This is a genomic window from Ensifer sp. ENS06, from assembly GCF_014852205.1.
GTDB classification, from domain to species: Bacteria; Pseudomonadota; Alphaproteobacteria; order Rhizobiales; family Rhizobiaceae; genus Ensifer; species Ensifer adhaerens.
In genome coordinates, this window is record NZ_JACVBC010000012.1 from 137,777 (window position 1) to 156,972 (window position 19,196).

Annotated in this window: 18 protein-coding genes; 7 read left to right on the plus strand and 11 right to left on the minus strand. The window is 59.6% G+C overall.

The features are described from left to right. Positions 1–75: 75 nt before the first annotated feature. A complete protein-coding gene (locus IB279_RS29255) occupies positions 76–1,101 on the minus strand; it encodes an amidinotransferase (RefSeq protein WP_210338732.1) in 1,026 nt (341 codons plus the stop codon). A 781-nt stretch (positions 1,102–1,882) separates the two neighbouring features. Here IB279_RS29255 and IB279_RS29260 point away from each other — a divergent pair. Genes IB279_RS29260 through IB279_RS29290 form a run of 7 tightly spaced genes read left to right on the plus strand, consistent with a single transcriptional unit; the run spans position 1,883 to position 8,972 of the window. Then, positions 1,883–3,064 (plus strand): carbohydrate kinase family protein, encoded by a 1,182-nt coding sequence (locus tag IB279_RS29260; RefSeq protein ID WP_192340279.1) that lies wholly within the window; start codon positions 1,883–1,885, stop codon positions 3,062–3,064. A gap of 48 nt (positions 3,065–3,112) precedes the next feature. After that, positions 3,113–3,892 (plus strand): glutamine amidotransferase, encoded by a 780-nt coding sequence (locus IB279_RS29265; protein WP_192340281.1) that lies wholly within the window; start codon positions 3,113–3,115, stop codon positions 3,890–3,892. A 16-nt stretch (positions 3,893–3,908) separates the two neighbouring features. Continuing rightward, complete coding sequence (locus IB279_RS29270) at positions 3,909–4,679, plus strand: ATP-binding cassette domain-containing protein (RefSeq protein WP_192340283.1); 771 nt, start codon at positions 3,909–3,911, stop codon at positions 4,677–4,679. 38 nt (positions 4,680–4,717) lie between these two features. Beyond that, positions 4,718–5,704, plus strand: coding sequence for an autoinducer 2 ABC transporter substrate-binding protein (locus IB279_RS29275; RefSeq protein WP_192340285.1), 987 nt, complete (start codon positions 4,718–4,720; stop codon positions 5,702–5,704). 29 nt (positions 5,705–5,733) lie between these two features. Next, the gene (locus IB279_RS29280; RefSeq protein WP_192340287.1) at positions 5,734–6,699 is read left to right on the plus strand and encodes an ABC transporter permease; all 966 of its coding nucleotides are present in this window, start codon (positions 5,734–5,736) and stop codon (positions 6,697–6,699) included. Continuing rightward, positions 6,696–7,652, plus strand: a complete 957-nt coding sequence (locus IB279_RS29285) for an ABC transporter permease (RefSeq protein WP_192340289.1) — start codon at positions 6,696–6,698, stop codon at positions 7,650–7,652. The genes IB279_RS29280 and IB279_RS29285 overlap by 4 nt, the downstream gene beginning before the upstream one ends. Before the next feature lie 3 nt (positions 7,653–7,655). Then, positions 7,656–8,972, plus strand: a complete 1,317-nt coding sequence (locus IB279_RS29290) for a M20 family metallopeptidase (protein WP_192340291.1) — start codon at positions 7,656–7,658, stop codon at positions 8,970–8,972. 345 nt (positions 8,973–9,317) lie between these two features. Here the strand turns inward: IB279_RS29290 and IB279_RS29295 are convergent, their stop codons facing one another. From IB279_RS29295 to IB279_RS29340, 10 genes are all read right to left on the minus strand, one after another. Beyond that, the gene (locus IB279_RS29295) at positions 9,318–9,899 is read right to left on the minus strand and encodes an alpha/beta fold hydrolase (RefSeq protein WP_246802180.1); all 582 of its coding nucleotides are present in this window, start codon (positions 9,897–9,899) and stop codon (positions 9,318–9,320) included. 201 nt (positions 9,900–10,100) lie between these two features. Further along, complete coding sequence (locus IB279_RS29300; protein ID WP_192340295.1) at positions 10,101–10,796, minus strand: RraA family protein; 696 nt, start codon at positions 10,794–10,796, stop codon at positions 10,101–10,103. Positions 10,797–10,898: 102 nt separating this feature from the next. Further along, entirely contained in the window at positions 10,899–11,870 is a 972-nt protein-coding gene (locus IB279_RS29305; RefSeq protein WP_192340297.1) for a cupin domain-containing protein, read from the minus strand. 84 nt (positions 11,871–11,954) lie between these two features. After that, positions 11,955–12,971, minus strand: a complete 1,017-nt coding sequence (locus tag IB279_RS29310) for a LacI family DNA-binding transcriptional regulator (protein ID WP_192340299.1) — start codon at positions 12,969–12,971, stop codon at positions 11,955–11,957. After that, positions 12,971–13,735 (minus strand): SDR family NAD(P)-dependent oxidoreductase, encoded by a 765-nt coding sequence (locus IB279_RS29315; RefSeq protein WP_192340301.1) that lies wholly within the window; start codon positions 13,733–13,735, stop codon positions 12,971–12,973. Before IB279_RS29315 ends, IB279_RS29310 begins: the two co-directional genes overlap by 1 nt. After that, the gene (gene hisD / locus IB279_RS29320) at positions 13,735–15,045 is read right to left on the minus strand and encodes a histidinol dehydrogenase (RefSeq protein WP_192340303.1); all 1,311 of its coding nucleotides are present in this window, start codon (positions 15,043–15,045) and stop codon (positions 13,735–13,737) included. Before hisD ends, IB279_RS29315 begins: the two co-directional genes overlap by 1 nt. A 146-nt stretch (positions 15,046–15,191) precedes the next feature. After that, the gene (locus IB279_RS29325) at positions 15,192–16,319 is read right to left on the minus strand and encodes an ABC transporter ATP-binding protein (protein ID WP_192340305.1); all 1,128 of its coding nucleotides are present in this window, start codon (positions 16,317–16,319) and stop codon (positions 15,192–15,194) included. A 3-nt stretch (positions 16,320–16,322) separates the two neighbouring features. Continuing rightward, entirely contained in the window at positions 16,323–17,423 is a 1,101-nt protein-coding gene (locus tag IB279_RS29330) for an ester cyclase (protein WP_192340307.1), read from the minus strand. Between the two features lie 10 nt (positions 17,424–17,433). Further along, the gene (locus IB279_RS29335; protein ID WP_192340309.1) at positions 17,434–18,261 is read right to left on the minus strand and encodes a carbohydrate ABC transporter permease; all 828 of its coding nucleotides are present in this window, start codon (positions 18,259–18,261) and stop codon (positions 17,434–17,436) included. Position 18,262: 1 nt separating this feature from the next. Then, positions 18,263–19,135, minus strand: a complete 873-nt coding sequence (locus IB279_RS29340) for a carbohydrate ABC transporter permease (protein ID WP_192340311.1) — start codon at positions 19,133–19,135, stop codon at positions 18,263–18,265. Positions 19,136–19,196: the final 61 nt, after the last annotated feature.

The following is a 19,196-nucleotide window of genomic DNA, read 5'->3' on the forward strand; positions in this document are numbered from 1 at the left end:
GAAACCTGCTTGATAAGCGGAGGCGCGCCGGTGCGCTCCTCCGTTGCATGCTAGCTTTGGATGCGCTGGAAACGATCAGAAATAGGCTTGGAGGGATCCTACGCGACGGGTATCCGCCGTGACGCAGTGAAAGCAGCCCCCGAAACGCATGACGTTGCGAAACGGCACGCGAACGACGTCGAACCCCCACTCCTCGAACAGCCTGATGAGGGGCCATTCTTCCGCTTCCACGACGACGGTGTTCGGGTTCAGCATGAAAACGTTCATCGTCAGCCAGGCGCTCGACATGTAGAGAAGGTGGTCATCTGGGATAGTCGGCTCCGGCGCAAATCGGATGTCCCAAGAGGAGAACTGAGGTGGGATGGTGCCCACTCTCTTGCGATTGACGAGAAGCTTTCCGGGAGCCAGCGGCATGAATGTGGCATCGATGTGCATAGGAGAGGAATCGGTTACGTCAACGACATGCACCTTATGCTCGTTACCAACATGTCGGCGCACCCAGTCAATTCCCAGTTCGTTGGTCACGTGGCTGCGCTGAGCGAAGATGTCACGTCCACAGCGGATAAAATCGGCCGCATCAAATAGGGGTTCCGCTTCAGCCGTTACATATCTCTTTGTTTCCCACGGCGTTTCCGGATCGTAGTCCGCCCGGTATCCGTCGTCTTTGAGTTGGGGTTTTGGTGCGCTGATCCAACGGGACCCGGATTTGAAATAGTCAACCAAATGCTCTCGATACGCATCGGCTTCGAAATAGCGAGACCGCCAGGCCATCGGGGACTCAATGATCAAGTCGCCGACGACCAGAAGGACATCGCGGGGCATGGCGCCATAGAGGCCGCCTTTGCTGCTCCAGTTTGGTGTCGAAAAAGGTTGTCTGTAATCGAGGAGCGCAGGGCGGCGAACCTTAATGCCAAGCGATGCGATGATCTCGGCAAAACCTTCGAGCTCCTCGCGGGCCGCACGAACATGGTCTCTTGGAAAGTACTGGCCGGCCTCCTCGACAAAGAAAGCACGGTTTTTCGCGGGCATTGTCGCCTCTACCTCGACGCTCCACTCGGGCACCACTGCATCATCGATCACACCGATGATGACTTCTTCCAATGGGTCCCATTCATTGTACGAGCATGCCGCCGATGATGTCGACGATATAGTTTCAAATGCGCGATTGATACCGCCCGGGGCAACCGCCTGGGCGCTGATGTATGATATGTCTTGCATGTAAATGCCTACATCTGTGGGCCGTTGCCGGCGGGTTCCTGAACGAACCGGCTACTACTTCAATTGCATGTGATTTAGATGACAGAACAAACAGAATAGCAGTGGTGCAGTCTCCAGTCTGAAATCGCCGGCTGCTTGGCGCTTTGCCAGCTACCAGCCAGAATCGAACACAGCGACATTCGGGGACATGTGGCCAACGGTTCTGCTCGCGGCCTCCTCAAGGGTATCGCTCGTGACGCGACCGCGCAGGCGGGTGGGCAATCCTTTCGTCTCGATGGCCTTGAAGGCCTGGTTCGCGCTGCCTGATTCAAGCATTCGCTGCGGCTACCGATGTTCGCTCCCCTGAAAGCATTCGCCACGGTCTGCCGCCATCGCCTCGTCCTTTCAATCTCGCTGCCCGACCTGGAAGTCATGATGCCGAAGGCCGTTATGTCGAAGTCACTCCAGACTGACCCTCGGCGGGGAGCAACAGAAGACACATCAAAAATCGCGGAACTGCATTTTGAAGAAAATTCAAAAGCGCTTTCTTGCGAGTACAGGATTCCGCCGAGTTGGACATTCCTGACCAATATCGCCCATTCTATCACACTAATTAGAATAGCGTTCTGTTGCAGCCTAACTGCTCCCCGCTTACCGTTGAAGCGCTTCAATTGGATCAATTGTCATGCAACGCAAGCGTCCAACCATCGCAGATGTCGCCCGGGCCGCCGGTGTTTCCATCGGTACCGTGTCAAACTTCATCAATGGCACGGCAACGATCAAGGGTGCCACGCGCGAGCGGATCGAAAAAGCCGTCTCCGAGTTGATGTACCGTCCGAGCGCCTTCGCACGCGCACTTCCGGGACAGACGCCGCGCACAGCCGCAGATCTCGCGACGTTGCCGCGGCTGATGGTCGTCGGGCGTGTCAGCGCCGACTTCCTCTGTCGTGTCGATGTGCTGCCCCATCGGGATGACCGCATCACGGCCCAACACATCGAAAAGGCGCTCGGTGGGCCTGCCGCGAACCTCGCCGTTGCGGCGGCCGCTGTCGGTGCACCGTTCGCACTCGATGTGGAGCTCGCAACCGCTGTCGGCGACGACCCTGAAAGCGATTGGGCATTGGCATCCCTTTCCAAGCTCGGCGTCCATGCGTTGCCCATCCGGCGGACCGTCAACAACCGCCTTTCACAAGCTGTCGTCATCATCGAAACCAACGGAAGCCGAACGATCATCAGCGAGCCGTTCGAGCTCAACGAATTCGATTTGACCGCCAACATGGACATCCAGCCGCACACCCGGCCCGCGTGCCTGCATATCGAGGGCTTCCATTACGAAAGCATGACAGGCTCCATCGCCCGATTTCACGAGGCCGGATGGAAAGTTAGCCTGCATTCAGCCGGCCTTCCGGCAAGCGTCCGGACACCTGATGCCTTTGCAGCAATGATCCAGTCAGTCGATCTGACCTTCATCAACGACGTGACGCTGCGCGAAATCTTCGGCTTGCGCACGCCAATGGCGACAATGATCGAGCAGACACACGCTATTTTGTCGCAGATCAAGAAGCGAGGCGATGTGGTGTTGACGCTGGGCGAATTCGGCGCGGTCGTTTTTCGTAAGAGCGGCGCACCGCCGATCGAGGTTCCGGCCCTTCCCGTCGACCGCGTCGATGCAACGGGGGCAGGAGACAGTTTCGCGGGCATATTCCTCAGCCTTTGGCTGCATGGGGCGTCTCTGGAGGACGCAGCACGCTACGCGGCCGTCGGCGGCAGCCTGACGACGACCGTGGAAGGTGCCCAGGGATACATCGCCAGCTTCAAGCAGTTGGAAGCAGCGCTACCGGGCGAACGGAAAAAGGTAGCGCGATAAACGCGTCTGCCGTTCCGCCAGCACAGAATTTGGATGGGAGAATTGAAAATGAGCAAGACCAGGGTGCTTCTGGTGGGTGAGAGCTGGGTCAGCTCCGCCACACATTACAAGGGTTTCGACCAGTTCGGCAGCGTTACCTTCCACCTCGGTGCGGAACCTTTGGTCACCGCCTTGAAGGACAGCGATTTCGATCTTCAATACATGCCCGCCCATGAAGCGGTGGACAAGCTACCCTTCACGATGGAAGGTCTCTCGAAATACGACGTCATCATCCTGTCGGATATTGGTGCGAACTCGCTCCTGCTCCATCCCGATGTCTGGCTGCACGGCAAGACGATCCCCAACCGGTTGAAGCTGCTGCGTGATTGGGCTGCAGCCGGCGGGGGACTGATCATGATCGGCGGCTATTTCAGCTTCCAGGGCATTGACGGCAAGGCGCGGTGGCATCGCACAGCCGTGGAAGAGGCACTGCCCGTGACGTGTCTTCCGTATGACGACCGCCTCGAGATTCCCGAGGGCTTCCGCGCGGTCATCGAAGGCTCTTCCGACCATCCGATCTTTGAAGGCGTCGAGGGCGAGTGGCCCCTGCTTCTTGGAGCAAACGAGGTTGTCGCGCGGAACCGTGACAATGTCGAAGTCCTAGCCTCCCTTCCCAGCGAACAGGGTGGACACCCGCTGCTTGTGACCGGGACTTTCGGCAAAGGTCGCACAGTCGCCTGGACGTCCGATATCGGCCCGCATTGGCTGCCCAACGCTTTCGTCGAATGGCCCGGCTACGCCAAGCTTTGGAAGAACATATTGGGATGGGCCGCCCGAACTAAAGCTTAGCCGAAGGAGTTTCGAGATGACCGCCCCTTTTCTCGTGGCAAAAGGCATCGTCAAGCGTTTCGGCGCTCTGACGGCTCTTTGCGGTGTCGATCTGGAAATCCGTCCCGGAGAGGTGCTTGCGCTCCTTGGTGACAACGGCGCAGGCAAGTCGACGTTCATCAAGATTCTGGCGGGTGCGCACCCGCAGAGCAACGGTGAGCTTCTGGTGGACGGCGCACCGGTAGTCTTCACTTCCCCCAAGGATGCCGCTTCGTGCGGCATCGCCACGATCTTTCAGGAACTGGCTCTTTCCGAGAACCTTTCGATCGCGGAAAACGTATTCCTCGGCAGGGAATTGAAGCGGTCTATTCTCGGTATTCCCTTCCTGAAACGGCGCGAAATGCGCAGGCGCGTCGATAGCCTCCTCACCGAACTCGATGCCCATATCACCGATCCGGAAGCGCCGGTGGGCAGCCTTTCGGGCGGTCAGAGACAGGCAGTTGCCATCTGCCGGGCACTCAACCTGAATGCAAAGCTCGTGATTATGGACGAGCCAACAGCGGCGTTGGCCGTTGCCGAAACCCGCAAGGTGCTGTCGCTGACGCGGCGGCTCGCAGAGCGCGGATGCGCGGTCGTCCTCATCAGCCACAACATTGCAGATGTTTTTGAGGTTGCCGACCGTATGGCGGTTTTCCGCCGCGGCCGGAAAGTCGCCGAGCGGCTGCGCTCCGACACGAACCCCGAAGAAATCGTTTCACTCATAACAGGCGCCCATCCTGACGTGCGGGCGCTGGAAAAAACAAACTAAAAAGCACGTCCAATACGTCCAGAGAGGATCGAATTGCCATGCTGAAACAAATCAAAACCCTGCTGACAGTGTCGGCACTTTCCCTTGCCGTCTCAACAGCCGCCTTCGCCCAGGACAAGCCGAAGGTAGCCTTCGTCCCGCAGTTGATCGGTATCCCCTATTTCAATGCCATGGAGGCCGGCGGGAAGAAAGCCGCCGAGGAACTCGGCGTCGAATTCATCTACAGCGGACCGGTCGACACCAATCCAGTCGATCAGTTGCAGATCGTTCAGAACCTGATCGACCAAGGTGTCGGCGCGATCTCGGTCAGCGTACTGGACGCCTCCAGCATTGCACCGGTTGTGGAAGCGGCGAAAGCCAAGGGCATCAAGCTGTTCACTAGCGATAGCGATGCGCCCGACAGCGGGCGTTCCATTTATGTTGCACAAGCGACCGATGAGGGCCTGGGAAACACCATCATCGACGAACTGGTGAAGCGGGTTGGCGAAGACGCCAAGATCGGTATCGTCTCTGGCGAGGCCACCGCGTCGAACCTCAATGCCTGGATCGGCTTCATGCAGAAGCAGGCCGCCGCGAAGCATCCCAAGCTGCAACTGCTTGAACCACAATATGCCGGCGGCACGGCACAGCGCGCAGCGCAGATTTCCGGTGATCTGATGGCGGCCAATCCCGATATCAAGGCCATCATTGCGGTTGCTTCGACGACATGCCCAGGCGTAGCGCAGGCGATCGAGACAGCAGGCAAGATCGGTAGCGTAATCGGCGCTGGATATTGCAGCCCGAACACTGCCCGCTCCTACCTCAAGAGCGGGGCATTCGGCTTTACCGTGCTTTGGGACCCGGCGCAGCTGGGATACCTCACGGTCTGGGCAGGAAAGCAGTTGATCGACAGCAAGCCCTTCGAAGCAGAAAACGCGGTTCCGGGCTTTGCACAACCGGTTACCTACGATGCCGGAACCGGCATTCTGCTACTCGGCCCGCCTGCCGTCTTCACCGCGGAAAATGTCGACAAATTCGACTTCTGAAGCGGCTTGAACCGAGGATGCGACAGCTGATGTACAGTTTTCTGACAAGAAACGGGCGGGAGTGGTCATTGTTGGCCGCCTGTATCGTGGCGATCATCGTCTTCTCTGTCGCATCGCCCTATTTTGCGACGGCCGGCAATGCGGCAACCCTGCTGCGCAATAGCGTCGAGTTACTGCTCGTCGGCCTTGGCATGACGCTGCTGCTGGCTATGGGCGGCATAGACGTTTCCGTTGGCATCGTATTGGGTCTGGCGGCAATAGGGGTCGGGCAGGCGCTCGTGGCGGGTCTGCCCATCGCGATCACGGTGCTTGCGGGGCCGGTAATCGGCGCGACACTCGGTCTTGTGACCGCGGCCGTCGTCGTGCTCGGACGCGTACCGGCGATCGTCGGCACGCTCGGCCTCCTCGGGATCTACCGCACGGCAATGTTCGTGCTGCTGGGTGGCCAATGGCTCTCTGGCCTGCCGACCGATCTCACCGGCGTTTTGGCAACCACGTTTCTCGGGGTACCGGTCACCGCCTTCGTCATCGGCCTTGTCTACCTGGCGGTCTGGGTTGCGCTCCGGCGCACCACCTTCGGGCTTCACGTGCTTGCGATCGGAAACTCAGAGGAAAAGGCGCGCCTGTCCGGCATCTCGGTCGTGCGTGTGCGTTTTAGCATGTTCATATTGAGCGGCGCACTGACAGGACTCGCTGCAACCTTTTACGTTGCAAACTACCGCAATGTGGAAATGACGATCGGCAGTACATTGGCGCTTGATGCGATTGCAGCCGTCGTCCTCGGCGGAACGAGCGTGCTCGGCGGCAGGTGCAGCCTGCTCGGCACCGTCCTTGGTGTCCTCTTGCTTCGCATCCTGCAAAATGGGCTCCTTCTCGTTGGCGTGCCCTCCCTTTGGCAACCGGTTCTGACGGGCGCTCTCCTCATTGGCGTGCTCGCGCTCGAAGTCGCAGCCAATCGGCTATCCCTCCAGCAACTGGGAGCGGCGCGCATATGATCGGTCTTCGTCATCTCAATGGACCCGCGCTCACGCTGAGGCTTCTCGCGCTGCTCTGGGTCATCATAATCGCCACGCTGCTTGCACTGAAGCCGTCAATTTTCAATCCTGCAACACTCACGACCATCGTCCAGTTCTCCACTATTCTGGCGCTCGTCTCTCTCGGACAAGCACTGGTCATCATGACGGGCGGGGCCGGTATCGACCTGTCGGTCGGTGGCATCGTGTCGCTATCGGCCATTCTGGCCATGCTTCTTGCCAAATTTGGGCTTCCACCGCTGCTGCTGCCGATCGCATGCATTCTCATCGGCATAATTCTCGGCATCTTCAATGGCATTCTCATCACAAGGCTCGCGATTCTGCCGCTGATCGCAACACTCGGTACCTTCTTCATCTATTCTGGGCTGGCGCTGGCGCTAACCGGTGGCGGCGCCCAATCGGGGGTCCCTGGCTGGCTGCTAGGCTGGGGCCGCGGCACCGTCGCTGGCGTCCCCCTGACTTTCATGACGATCACGATCCCCGCGTTTGCCATTGCCGGCACACTCCTGGCCTGGACCGCATGGGGGCGCTGGATATATGCCATGGGGTTCAACGAACGGTCCGCCCGGCTCGTCGGCATTCCGGTCGATCGCGTTCGCCTTATCCTCTACGCCACAAGCGGCGCGCTCGGCGGAGCAGCAGCCCTTGTCTCGATCGGCTGGCTCGGAAGCGCCAGACCAAACATCGGCCAGAACCTTGAGCTTGAATCCCTGACGGCTGCCATGCTCGGTGGCATCGCGATCACTGGTGGCCGCGGCGGTGTCGGCGGGGTTCTGGCGGCCGTCATTCTCCTGGTCACACTCAAGACCGGGCTCTTGCAACTCAACGTCAATACGGTTTGGCAGGTGGGTATCGTCGGTGCCCTTCTGATTTTCGTGCTCCTTGCCGATCGCCTTTCCCAACACTGGAGATAGTTCATGGCGTCCCTTGATGAAATCATCGCCGAGCGTGTCGAAGCACAAGCCGATCGGATCGTCGAAACCCTGAGCGATCTCGTCGCCTTTGCCTCGATCGTCAAATCGAATCCAGAAGAGGCCGGCCCGGGCGAGCGCGATTGCCAGCTCTATCTTCAGGGCCGCCTGAAAGCGCTCGGGTTTACCACCGACCTGTGGGATCCGGACGGTCCGGCTCTCTACGCGAAATACCAGGGCCGTCCGGGCGCCAACAAGGGCCGCACCTTCGAGGGCAGGCCTAATCTGGGCGGCGTTCTCAAGGGCACCGGTGGAGGCCGCTCGATCATGCTGACGGGGCACATCGACGTCGTACCGCCAGGGGCTGCAGAACACTGGACTTCCGATCCGTTCACACCAGTCTTAAAGGACGGGTTCCTGCACGGACGTGGGACGGTAGACATGAAGGGCGGCGTCGCCTGCATGCTGATGGCAATCGAGGTACTCAGGGAACTTCAGATTCCGTTATCGGGCGATGTCGTCTTTACCACCGTTGTGGACGAAGAAATCGGTGGGATGGGATCGCTGGCCATGGTCGATCGCGGCTTTAGTGCCGACGCCGGTATCATGACGGAACCGACGGCCAACACAATCGCCCCCTTGTGTCATGGCATCCTCTGGGGGAAAATCATCATCGACGGCATTGGCGGCCATGCGGAACTGACCCCGAATGCTTGGTATACAAGCGGGCCAGTCGATGCGGTTCAACTCTGCCGGCAGGTCCTGGACGGAATAGACATTCTCAACCGTCGCTGGATGTTCGATCCGAAGAAAAACCATCCCCTAATGGACCTGCCGAACCAGATCATCGTCACGCAGATGAGTGCCGGTGAACATCCCTCCTCCATGGCAGGCCGTGCCGAAATCATCATTGACGCGCAGTATTTGCCTAGCGAAAAAGACGAGCTTGGTCTTGGCGGTAAGGTGAAGCGGGAAATTGAGGACCATGTCTTCAACATCTGCCAGGCAGACCCTTATCTTCGGCTTCATCCAGCACGCGTGGAATGGATCTTAGACGCCGATTGCGCAGAGATTCCGGCCGATAATCCGTTCCTCGATGTTTTCCGGGGTGCCGTTGCGGCAGCCAACCTGTCGCCTGCCTTGTCCGGTTTCGGCGCACACAGCGACATCGGCCTTCCCACCGGACTTGGAAACACGCCCACAGTCAATTTCGGACCTGGTGACCCGGCGCAGGCGCATCAACCCAACGAACGGGTGTCGGTACGCGATCTGGTCGATTGCACCAAGGCGATCGCCATTGCCGTCGAGCGATGGTGCCGTTGACACAGGCCGCCTATTGCGCCCAAAACCCGAAGCCTCAAACGCCTGAACCAGCATCAAACATGCTCGCGCCGCGACGCTGTTGATGCGGCATGAGCAGCAAATCTGGGCTTGAACCAAGCTGCCAACGTGAAGCAGCTGTTGATCAGCGATGCGCTATCGGGGGCTGTTGAACCGCAGAACCTCCTTTGCGTCAGAAACAGCGAGTGACGTGGACGATGCGATACCACGCTAGCCCGTGGACAGGTCGACGATTACGGAATGTTGCGCGCAACTTCCTTCATGGCCGAGACGCAGCACTTGAGAGCCGTGTTCGCGATACCGGCGTTTTCGCAGTCGACCCGTCGACTATGCTGAGCTCGATGGAAGCCAGTTTCGGAGATAAAAAGCGACAGCCGCAGGGTTCTCCAACGGCGCGAAATGACCCGCGTTTTCGATGAGCTGGAACTGTGCACCAGCAATTCCATCCGCCAGCTCTTGCTGTGCGTCGAGCGAACAGATCTGCTCATGCGCCCCCGCTAACACGAGTGTTTCTTGACGGATATCTGAAAGCCGAACCCTGCTGTCAAAACGGTGGATAGCCATCTCGGCCTGATCTTCCAACCTATCGGCGCCGCAATCGCGCGCCATGGCGATAATCGCCTGACGGAGCTCAGCATTGGCAACATTGCTAGGGGCAACCAGTCGCGCCCATGCGTCAAGGATGTAACCATCCATTCCCTTCGTACGAGCGTCCACGACTGCCCTTCGCCGGATTGCGGCGTTGGCCGCAGGATCTGGACGCGCCGTCGTATCGATCAAGGCAAGCTTTGCAATACGGTTCGGAGCCTGAGCTATCATTTCGAGCGCGCAAATCCCACCTAAGGAAAAACCGGCAAGCAGAAATTCTGGCGGAGCATCTGCCAGCACCTTGCGGGCGACATCCTGCATTTTTCGTGCTCCACCCACATCCCCGAATACCACTGGATAATCGCCTAGCCGAGAAATTACTGGACCAAAAACCCTCTCGTCACAGGCAGTGCCCGGGAGGAGGAGCAATGGCAGGCGCGCATCTTGCTCGTTGGACAAGCGAAAACCCTTCGTCTCAGTTGAACTTTTCAGCAGCGTTCGTCGCTTCCAACGTGGTCCCTGTCAGGTACGGGCAGCTTCGAACAGGGCCCAGGCTTCCTCAAACTTTGCGAGATCGAAACCGTCCTGTCGAGCGGGTTCGAGGATCAGCCGCTCGGTGGCCTGCAGCTTTTCGATCGACGCGGCAAGCTTCGGGACCACTTCGGGCGGAACCACAACTGCGCCATGACGATCCGCATGCACGAGGTCGCCCGGCATGACCCTCATGCCGAAGACGGTGACGGGAACGGCGATCGCCTCGACATGCACGAAGGCGTGGCTCGGACCGATCGAGCCGGCTATCATCGGAAAATCCGCCGGAACATCACCAAGATCGCGCATGACGCCGTTGGTCAGCACGCCCTTGAGACCAAGCCCACGATGCACGGTCGCGTTGATTTCGCCCCAGAAGGCGCCGACGCAATTGGGGAAGTCCAGGTCTTCGATCACGGCAATCGCCGGTGAACCGCTACCCGCCATGTGGCGATAGTAATCGCGGCGTCGCGCCCTGATGAGCGCCGGATCATCTATTGATGGAGCCGCAGCGGCGATCCTCGCGGTGCGAGCGTAGCCGACGATCGGTGCTGCCGACGGAGCCGAAGCGATGACCGTGCCGCGGGTAAAGGCGTTGAAGCCGCGCTTGCCCTGCGCAACCTCGATGGCATTGCAGACGGTGGGTGTGTCGACCCTTAGCATCAGGGCGAGGAGTGCGTCGTTCAAGTGGTTTCCTCCGAAGCGTCAGGCCTCAACCGGGCACGCCGGGTTGAGGCCTTCTGAATAAAGGTGAAGGCGGCGGCGCATTTGCCCCCGCTTTACACGGCATCAACTACGCCAGGTCAGTCCGGCCTTGTCGCTGGTGGAGACGACACGATAGAGGCTCGCCTCCCCGGTCATTGACGGCACAAGGCTGTGCTTCAGTCCCGGAGGGACGGCACACGTATCGCCCGGCGCCAGCACGGCCCCGCCACCGTCCCAACCCAGCTTCCAATGACCACGCATGACCATCAGCACTTCGTGACGTTCGTTCACATAGGCTTCTTCGGGGATAGACCCGCGGGTCAGGAGCTCGACCTCGAAGCCCGGCTTGTCGCGCAGAAGCGCGTTTTCGCCGATCACCTTCGCCGGTGCCTTTTGCGCCAGCGCCATCAGGTCCCAGTAACGGGCAACGTAATCGCGGACGACCTCGGTCACCGGCGTTTCCGGGAAGGCTTGCAACTCCTCGTCCGTCAGCACGGGCATCGGCTTGATGCCCGTCGGCAGCGACTGGCCCTTCTTGCTGTCGTAGAGCTTTCCGTTTTCTCCAAGTACCAGGCCGTGTTCCCTGGCGTCCTCGATCACCTGCGGCGCCCAGATCACGCCGCCGCCGGCGTCGTCGCCGCCGAGGATTGCCATGATCATTCCGTAGTCCGTACCAATGTTCTCGAAACCACGGAAGATGCCGGTCGGAATGTTGAAGATGTCGCCCTCCTCGAGAACGACCTCGCCGGCATTGCCAAAGTGGCCCCAGAAGAAGCGCCACCGCCCCTTAAGCACGAAGAAGACCTCGGCGGTGCGGTGCGAATGCAGCGAGTTGCGGCATTTCGGCGGCTGGCCGGCCGCACCGATATTGAAGCCAGGTGTGTCCTTGATGTGGACATGCTGGTCGGCGCTTTCGGAAACGCCACCGCCGATGATCGTGAAATTTTCCTTGCTGTTCGAGCCCGGCGTATGGGCATCGATGAAGGCAGTGCGGCACGGTCTCAATTCGCCGTAGCGGACGATCCGTTTTTCCATTTCCGTCTGGGAGATCTGCATTTTTCAGCCTTTCATACGTATGCAAAATGGGTTGCAGTTATGGCTTCGCCGTCCCTTGCGGGAACCTCGTGGCTAGCGTGTCATTTATGTCGACGTGGTTTGGCGGGTGGAGCCGCGCAGAATAAGGGCGCCGTCGAGGACGACACGACGTGTGGCGCCCTCGCCCTCCTTGATGCTGTGCATGAGCGTGGCCACCGTCTCGGCGACCATGTCGTCGACGTTCTGGCGAATGGTCGTCAGGTTGTAGGCCGGCCAGCGTGCCGGCGGTACATCGTCGAAGCCGACGACCGAGACGTCGTCGGGGATGCGCAGGTTCAGCTCGAAGCGCAGCACGTCCATGACCGCAAACGCCATATGGTCATTGCAGACAAAGACCGCGTCGGGACGGTCGGGCCCGCCAAACATCCGCCGTCCTGCAGCCTGCGCTTCGTCGTAACGGAAGTTTCCGACCTCGCGCGCAAAGAGCGTGAGGCCTGCGGCCTCCAATCCGTCGCGAAAGCCCTGTTCGCGGTCGCGCTGCGTCGAGGCGCCTTCGAACCCGGCGATGTAGCCGCAGCGTCTGTGGCCGAGCGAGACGAGCAGGTCGGCCAGTTGCCGCCCGCCTGCACGGTTGTCGGAAGTCACGGCGGAAAGCCGCATGTCGTCCTGGAGCCGGTTGAAGAGAACGATCGGTACGCCCGAGGCATGGCACCGCGCCGCGAGGTCCGACGACATGTTGGCGGAGGCAAGCACAATGCCGTCCACCTGGTAGTCGAGGATCTCCTGGGTGATCTGGTCGACATTCTCCGAGGCGATCGACGAGATGAACACCAGCACATGATAGCCCTGGTCCTGCAGCGCCTTCGACAGGCGCTCCACCACTTCGGGATAGAAATAGTTTTCCAGATAGGCGACGACCAGACCGATGATGCGGCTACGGCCGGTGATCAGCGAACGGGCAAGCACGTTCGGTCGGTAGCCGAGTTCCTCGGCGGCCGCCCGGATCTTCTCCGCCGTCTTCTTCGAGACCGACGTTCCCGGCGTAAAATAGCGCGAGACCGCCGACTGGCTCACGCCCGCGACGCGTGCAACATCGTTTGAAGTGATCTTCTCGTTTGCCATCAGTCCGCTGTCCAACCCCCGTCAACCATCAGCGCGGTTCCCGTCACCATCGCCGAGGCATCGCCGGCAAGATAGGTGACGGCGGCCATAATGTCTTCCACGCGACCGATACGGCCAAGCTTGATTTTTTCCGTTATCCACTGAACCCGCTCCGGTTGCGAGAACGTCTGCTCGGTCAGCGGCGTGCGGATGAAAGTCGGGCAGATCGTGTTGACCCGAATGCCCTTCGGCCCCCATTCGATCGCCATCGACTTGGTGAAGCCTTCGACCGCGTGTTTGGTGGCGCTATAGACCGCGCGATCGACGCCACCCACATGGGCCATTTGGGAGGAAAGATTGATCAGCGAGCCGGACTGCCCAGATTTGATCAGTCCCCTGGCGACGGCGCGGGTGAGGAAGTAGGCGCCGCGGACATTGAGGCCGAAGACGGCGTCGAAGTCATCCGCCGTCGTGTCGAGCGCTGGCCCGTGCCGAGCCATACCGGCGCTGTTGACCAGCACCTGAAACGGTTCACGGGCGGCGATTTCAGCCTCTGAAGAGCCGACATCCGCTATATCGAGCACCAGCGCCTCGGCGGAAAAACCTTCGGCGCGGATCGCGTCTACCGCGTCTGCAAGCCTTTCCGCAGACCGTGCCGAAAGCACCACATGCGCACCCGCTTCGGCCAATGCGACTGCGCAACCGAAGCCGATGCCCGAAGAGGCCCCGGCGACCAACGCGCGCTTGCCGTCAAGACGGAAGGAGGGCGTGCAAGGAATGGCCATCACTCGGCCGCCTCGCCGTAGGGCACGTTCAGGCCGCCATAGCGCCGAACGCGCACATTAGCCTGCTCGGCATGGCCGACGAAGCCCTCCAGCAGGCACAGGCGCGAGCAATAGGCACCGATCTCGGCGGCCGCCTTGTCGGTAAGCACTCGCTGGTAGGAATGGGTCTTGAGGAACTTGCCGACCCACAGGCCACCGGTGTAGCGACCGGCCTTCTTCGTCGGCAAAGTATGATTGGTTCCGATCACCTTGTCGCCATTGGCAACATTGGTGCGTGGGCCAAGGAACAGAGCGCCGTAGGAGTGCATGTTCTCAAGGAACCAGTCGTCGCGGTCGGTCATGACCTGGACGTGCTCGGAGGCGATGTCGTTGGCGACATCCAGCATCTCCTCGTAGCTGTCGCAGACGATGACTTCGCCATAGTCGCGCCAGGAGGCCGTCGCGGTTTCGGTCGTCGGGATGATCGCCAACAGGCGGTCTATCTCGCCCAGCGTCTGCTCGGCCAGTCTGTGCGAGTTGGTGACCAGGACGGCAGGTGAATTGTAGCCGTGCTCGGCCTGGCCGATCAGGTCGGTCGCGCACATCTCGGCGTCCACCGTCTCGTCGGCAATCACCATCGTCTCCGTCGGACCGGCGAAGAGGTCGATACCGACGCGACCGTAGAGTTGGCGCTTGGCTTCGGCGACGAAGGCGTTGCCGGGGCCGACCAGCATATCGACCGGCTTGATCGTCTCGGTGCCGAGCGCCATCGCACCGACGGCCTGCATGCCACCCAGGACGTAGATCTCATGGGCACCCGCCTTGTGCATGGCGGCGACGATCGCCGGATGCGGCTCGCCCTTTTGCGGCGGCGCGGACGCGACAATGCGCGGCACGCCGGCGACCGACGCTGTCAGCACCGACATATGCGCGGAGGCGACCATCGGGAACTTGCCGCCCGGCACGTAGCACCCGACAGACTGGACGGGGATATTTCGATGGCCGAGAACGACGCCCGGTATCGTTTCGACCTCTATATCGGTCATCGAGGCGCGCTGGGCTTCCGCAAACCGGCGGATCTGCATCTGCGCGAAGTCGATGTCGGCCATGTCGCGCGCCGAGACCTTGGACATCGCCGCCTCTATTTCGGACTGGCTGAGCCTGAAGGACGCAGGCGAGAACTTGTCGAATTTCTGCGACAGGTCGCGCACGGCCGCATCGCCGCGCGTCTCGATGTCCTTCAGCGTCGTTTCAACGACCGCGCGGACCTTCGCATCGTCCTCGGACCGCTGGGCTTCGGGTTTGCCCCGCTTGAGATAGGTGACGGTCATGATATTCCTTCCAAAAAACGGCTGTCGGATCGGACTTCTTCCAAAATCTGTTCAGCGGACCCAGACCGCATCTCAGCGCTACTATAGCGCGAATGAATACGTATGCAATATCCGTTGCGCAAATAGCCCAGGTCCGCAACGAGTTTTCATTGCTGCGACCTTGATAGCCTTCCTAATTCAGAGCACGGATGATCTGTTGTGCCTCTCACCTCTGTCGGAAGGGGTTCGACTCGCTTGCCGGTATCCAAGTCGAAGAGATGTATGCGCGACATGTTGAAGTTGAAGCTAGCCATGTCTCCGGGCTTTCCGCGCCAGGATCTGGGGGCCCGCGCAATGATCCGCGTGCCTGGGAGCTGGATGGTGACATAGTTGGATTCACCCGTAAGCTCGACTGCATAAATCTGCCCGCCCACATCACCGGCTCCGTCCTCCGCTACCGTCATGTCTTCGGGCCGGATACCGAAGACCGTCTTGCCCTCGCCGGGAAACTGATACTTGTCAAGGCTCAACGCGCCTGCCCGAAACACACCGTTGGTGATCTCACCCGTGATTAGGTTCATCGGCGGCGAGCCAATAAAACCTGCAACAAAAAGATTGGCCGGACGGTCATAAATCTCTTCAGGCGGAGCCAGCTGCTGGATTTCCCCTTTGTTCATCACCGCGACCCGATCGGCGAGCGTCATGGCTTCGATCTGATCGTGGGTGACGTAAATGGTCGTCACACCAAGCTCGTGCTGGAGATGCTTGATTTCGGCGCGCATCGTGACCCGCAGTTTTGCGTCTAGGTTGGAAAGCGGTTCGTCCATCAAGAACACTTTGGGCGTGCGCACGATGGCACGTGCAAGGGCGACACGCTGGCGCTGCCCCCCCGATAGCTCCCGCGGTTTGCGCTCGAGAAGAGGTCCGAGTTCGACCTTTTCTGCAGCAATGCGAACTTGGCGCTCCCGCTCAGCCTTGGGAACGCCGCGGACCTTCAGCGGATAGGCGATATTGCCGGCCACCGTCATGTGAGGATAGAGGCCGTAATTCTGGAAGACCATCGCCACGTCGCGGTCTTTGGGCAGGATGTCGTTTACGATGTTGTCACCGATCCGCAGCACACCGGTGCTCGCTTCCTCCAATCCTGCGACAATACGCATGGTGGTCGTCTTGCCGCATCCGGACGGCCCGAGCAGGACTAGGAACTCGCCGTCAGCGATGGATAGGTTGAGTTGCGGCAGCGCCACAAAGGATCCGAATCTCTTCTCGATATTGCTGAGTGTTACCGACGCCACGGGTCAGTCCTCCTGCCGGTCGGGAAGGTGAGCGTAGATCTGCCTGAGAATGGCGACTTCGTCATAGAGCGTCCATTCCTCGATGACTTTTTCTTCATGGAAGCGGAAATGCGACATGCCGAGAATGTACACCGGCTTACCGCTCGGCGCCCCAAACAGCCCGGCACCGCGATGATGGCCACGAATAGACCAGCGCACCGCCGCAATCGTGCCATCCGCTTCGTCGGCGTGGCAATAATGGTCAAATGAGAAGACTGCATTGGGGAAGGCGGCGACTATTTGGATGAAATGGTAGATGATGCCGTCGATGCCGGCGATTTCGCGCCCGCCAGCCATATGGACATTGACGGCCGGATCGTAGAGTTCGCGAAGCGCGTCAAACCGCCGGCGGTTCCAGGCTTCGTGCAACACATGGGCGAGCCTGTCCTCGATCGTCTTCTTTGGCCGGTCCAGAGGGGCGGGCAAAGCCTGGCCGGCGGAGCGCTCAGGCTGCCCAATGAACCAGGGTTCCCGTCCCGATGCCGCATCCCGTGCCGCCAGTTGACGCGCTACTTCGTGGATGTCGAAACCGAGTTGACGCACCAAAGCACCGTTGTCCCGAACAAGCCATTCTCGGAAGATTTTGTTGTCGCGAGAAACGCAGTCGGCCACCGTGTGGATGTTCACCCGCCGGCCCGTTGCATCGCCGTATATAGACGGCCCAACATTCGTCATCTGACTGAACCCGAGATGGCTCGTGTAGTAGCCCTCCTTGTCGTCTCCGCTCCAGGCGACATTGAGGAAACGGCTCTCGCGGTCGGGAAATGCCTGCATCATCGAGACGGTTGCATTGACCACCTCCTCGACGGAGCGGGTAATGTCGAAGGCCGTGTAAACCATGCAGGCATGGTCGTAGTAATCGTAGATCTTTCCCACCGACTTTTCGGCCCAGATCCAGTGTGTGATCTTGAAGATGTAGTCGACGATGTCGCCGAATGCATCTTCGAAACCCGCCAACGGGAAACCATTGCGTTCCTTTGGAGCAAGAAGCTCCTCGACCGAGTGCTGGCGCACGGTCGTTACGCCTGAGCGCATGTCGCGCTTTACTGCAGAAACCTCATTCATAATGCTCTCCCTATCTTACCGAGCCCGAAACAAGGCCCTTGACGAAATATTTCTGGACGTATCGCGACAGAACCAACATCGGCAGGATGATCACTAGGCCGATAGCGGCCATGATCTCCCACGCGTCACCGCGCTCCGTTCTGGCGCTCATCAGCGCTACCTGGATTGTTGTTGCATTTTCTCGCGTCAGCACGAGCGCGTAGAAGAACTCGTTCCAGGCAACCACAAAGCAGAAGATACCGGCCGTAGCGATGCCGGGCAGCGCCATGGGCACCACCACGTCCCAGATGGCCCTGATACGGGAAGCCCCGTCAATCTGCGCAGCTTCCTCCATATCTACCGGTATGGAATCGATGAACCCCTTGATCATCCAGATTGCATAGGGGACCACAAACGACATGTTCGCGATAATGAGCGCTAAACGAGTGTCGAGCAGACCTCCATGGCGAAATGCAATGAACAGTGGGATGATGACGATAACAGGCGGGATGAACTGGGTCGCCAGTACACCGATCTGCCATATGCTACCGCCCGGGAACCGAAAGCGAGAGAACGCGTAGGCCGCGGCAGTTGCAATCGGCAGCGACAAGAAAAGCGTTCCCATCGTCACGATGATGCTGTTCCAGGTGCGCTGCCCCACTAGGAACGGTGCATCAAATGCGGCACGGATATTGTCGAGCGTCGGCGCGAAGAAGAACTTGAGCGCGTAGACGTCGCGAGGATCCTTAAAGGCCGTTGCCACGATCCAGATTATTGGGCCGATGAACACGAGAAGAATAAGCGCAATGGCCAGTCCGCGGGTCACAGCCGCAAGGCATTTTTTCGTTTTCGTATCCATGTTAATGACGCTCCAGAACGAACCGCGAATAAAGCGCAGCAAGTACCGCCATCACCGCCGCAAGCAGATATGCAACCGCTGCCGCATAGCCCAGGTCGTACCACCGAAACGCTGTCTGAAAGACGAAGTGTGCCAAGGTCTCGGTTGCTGTGCCAGGTCCGCCGTTCGTCAGTGTGACCACCTGGTCGAGAACCTTGAGCGAGAAAATCGCTTTGAGCAGAAGTGCAATCGCGAGCACAGGTCGCAGCTGCGGCACGACGATTTCAAAGAACACCCGTGTTCGCGACGCTCCGTCAACCTGAGCCGCCTCGATCGTTTCTTGCGGAAGAGCGGCAAGAGCACCAATAAACAACAGCATGAAATAGGGCGACCAGTGCCACACGTCGGAGGCAATTAGCGTCGCCATGGCAAGCGTTGGATCTGCAAGGATCGGGACACCTTTCAGGGACGGGACGACGGCGCCGAGCGCTGCGGCAAATGCTCCGAATTCAGGATTGAAGAGAAAGCGCCAGGAAATGCCGAGAAGAGCTGGCGACATGGCAAAGGGGATGACGAGCAGCGTTCGGACACTCACCCGCATCGTGTCTGCGCCTGTGAGGAGCAAGGCGAGGCCCATAGCCAAGACCATCGTGAAGAACACGGAAAACAGAGTAAAAACCGTTGTCACCCGGATGCTGTGCCAGAAGTCCGGATCGTCCGTGATGACGCGAGTATAGTTCTCCATTCCGATGAAGGGCCCGAGCGCAGGCTGCTGAGCTAGGTTCCAATCATGGACCGAGTACCACATCGCAGCGAGCAGCGGATAGAGAAGCGTTGCAGCGATGACGAGAAAGGCTGGCGTAATCAGCCAATATTTCAGGTGTTTGTCTTTCACGGATATTCCCTTGACGACAAGGAAGGCGCTGCCAAGCAAAACAGTTGTTTCACTTGGCGCC

Bases quoted from the DNA above. Each gene is read 5' to 3' on its own strand.
- IB279_RS29260 (WP_192340279.1), top strand. From the start codon at position 1,883: ATGCAACGCAAGCGTCCAACCATCGCAGATGTCGCCCGGGCCGCCGGT.
- IB279_RS29265 (WP_192340281.1), top strand. From the start codon at position 3,113: ATGAGCAAGACCAGGGTGCTTCTGGTGGGTGAGAGCTGGGTCAGCTCC.
- IB279_RS29270 (WP_192340283.1), top strand. From the start codon at position 3,909: ATGACCGCCCCTTTTCTCGTGGCAAAAGGCATCGTCAAGCGTTTCGGC.
- IB279_RS29275 (WP_192340285.1), top strand. From the start codon at position 4,718: ATGCTGAAACAAATCAAAACCCTGCTGACAGTGTCGGCACTTTCCCTT.
- IB279_RS29280 (WP_192340287.1), top strand. From the start codon at position 5,734: ATGTACAGTTTTCTGACAAGAAACGGGCGGGAGTGGTCATTGTTGGCC.
- IB279_RS29285 (WP_192340289.1), top strand. From the start codon at position 6,696: ATGATCGGTCTTCGTCATCTCAATGGACCCGCGCTCACGCTGAGGCTT.
- IB279_RS29290 (WP_192340291.1), top strand. From the start codon at position 7,656: ATGGCGTCCCTTGATGAAATCATCGCCGAGCGTGTCGAAGCACAAGCC.
- IB279_RS29295 (WP_246802180.1), bottom strand. From the start codon at position 9,899: ATGCAGGATGTCGCCCGCAAGGTGCTGGCAGATGCTCCGCCAGAATTT.
- IB279_RS29305 (WP_192340297.1), bottom strand. From the start codon at position 11,870: ATGCAGATCTCCCAGACGGAAATGGAAAAACGGATCGTCCGCTACGGC.
- IB279_RS29310 (WP_192340299.1), bottom strand. From the start codon at position 12,971: ATGGCAAACGAGAAGATCACTTCAAACGATGTTGCACGCGTCGCGGGC.
- IB279_RS29315 (WP_192340301.1), bottom strand. From the start codon at position 13,735: ATGGCCATTCCTTGCACGCCCTCCTTCCGTCTTGACGGCAAGCGCGCG.
- hisD (WP_192340303.1), bottom strand. From the start codon at position 15,045: ATGACCGTCACCTATCTCAAGCGGGGCAAACCCGAAGCCCAGCGGTCC.
- IB279_RS29330 (WP_192340307.1), bottom strand. From the start codon at position 17,423: ATGAATGAGGTTTCTGCAGTAAAGCGCGACATGCGCTCAGGCGTAACG.
- IB279_RS29335 (WP_192340309.1), bottom strand. From the start codon at position 18,261: ATGGATACGAAAACGAAAAAATGCCTTGCGGCTGTGACCCGCGGACTG.